At 63.4% G+C, this 1,489-nt stretch carries 2 protein-coding genes; both read right to left on the bottom strand.

The features are described 5' to 3' along the window. A partial coding sequence (gene uppS / locus ABT116_RS45650) for a polyprenyl diphosphate synthase (protein WP_502984070.1) occupies positions 1-532 on the bottom strand: 532 nt, incomplete at its 3' end. Continuing rightward, complete coding sequence (recO, locus tag ABT116_RS45645; protein WP_351647031.1) at positions 489-1,277, bottom strand: DNA repair protein RecO; 789 nt, start codon at positions 1,275-1,277, stop codon at positions 489-491. The genes recO and uppS, both read right to left, overlap by 44 nt. Positions 1,278-1,489 lie beyond the last annotated feature (212 nt).

Genomic DNA, 1,489 nt, shown 5'->3' with positions numbered 1-1,489 from the left:
CGGCAATTTCGGCCCGGCCACCGTAATTCACGCACATGGTCAAGTTCATGACTGTGTTGTTCTTGGTCAGTTCTTCGGCGATCTCGAGTTCCTTGATCACGCTGGCCCACAGGCGCGGCTTACGACCGGCCCAGCGAACCCGCACACCCATTTCGTTCATCTCGTCGCGTCGGCGGCGGATGACGTCACGGTTGAAGCCCATCAGGAATCGAACCTCGTCGGGACTGCGCTTCCAGTTCTCGGTGGAGAAGGCGTAGGCGGATAGCCACTCGACACCCATCTCGATGCACCCGCACACCGTGTCCATCAAGACCGCTTCACCGCGTTCGTGCCCGGCGGTTCGCGGCAGACCGCGCTCCTGCGCCCACCGTCCGTTGCCGTCCATCACCAGCGCGACGTGGCGCGGAATGAGTTCGGTTTGCAGGATCGGCGGGGTCGCTCCGGACGGATGTGGGTCCGGTGGCCGGATCACCCGATCAGCAGCAGAGTCAAGCGGAGTTCGCGGTTCGCGTCGTCGAATCACGTGTTCCATCCTGCCTCACGGGCAAGTCGACCTCGACGGCTGCATGCGGCCTCGAACGCTCGATCAGCGGCAACGTCCGCAATTGACGCTCGAGATGCCACTGCAGATGCGCCGCGACCAGTCCGCTGGCTTGCGTCCGCAGCGTCGCGGGCGCCGAATCGGTGCCCTCCCACTCCCCTCGGAGCAGCGCTTCCATCAAGTCGAGCACTCCGGGCGACGGCGTCGCAGCACCTGCCGGGCGACAGTAGGTACACACGGCTCCGCCGGCGGCGACATGAAATGCACGGTGCGGTCCCGGAGCGCTGCAGCGGGCGCACTCTTCGAGGGCCGGCGCCCAACCCGCATAGCCCATGGCTCGCAACAAGAACGCGTCGAGCACGAACTCGACCGGCCGCGCCTGCTCGGCGATCGCGCGCAGTGCTCCCACCGTCAATCGCTGAAGCTGCGAGGCCGGCGCGCGTTCCTCACCGGCCAACCGCTCGGCAGTTTCGAGTACGGCGCAGGCCGTGGTGTACCGGCTGTAGTCGTCGACTATGTCGGTGGCGAAAGCATCGACCGTCTGCACCTGGGTGATGATGTCGAGATTCTTGCCCGGAAGTAGTTGCACGTCGATGTGAGCAAACGGTTCGAGTCTGGCACCGAACTTGGAGGTGGTTCGGCGGACACCCTTGGCCACGGCACGGACCAACCCGAACTGGCGGGTGAGCAACGTGACGATGTGGTCGGCTTCGCCCAGTTTGTGCAGGCGCAGCACTCACCTTGGCAGTAAATGCTTGTCTGAGACGCAGGTTGGCGTAGGTTCCACCCTCGCCAGTCCGTTGAAGACTCGCCCGTAATTCGATTGATCGTGTAGATGCGAAGCGTGTACGTATACGAGTTGAAAACGCTGTAACCAGCGTCTGTGTAGTAGATAGTGGATGAAACCTGGGTTCCTACTGCGGCACCAACACCCGGGTCGTATCCCCA

The organism is Streptomyces sp. NPDC002130 (assembly GCF_040296465.1).
GTDB lineage: Bacteria > Actinomycetota > Actinomycetes > Streptomycetales > Streptomycetaceae > Streptomyces.
Note: the sequence above shows the minus strand (reverse complement) of the source record. Positions and strands in the feature narration are given on the sequence as shown.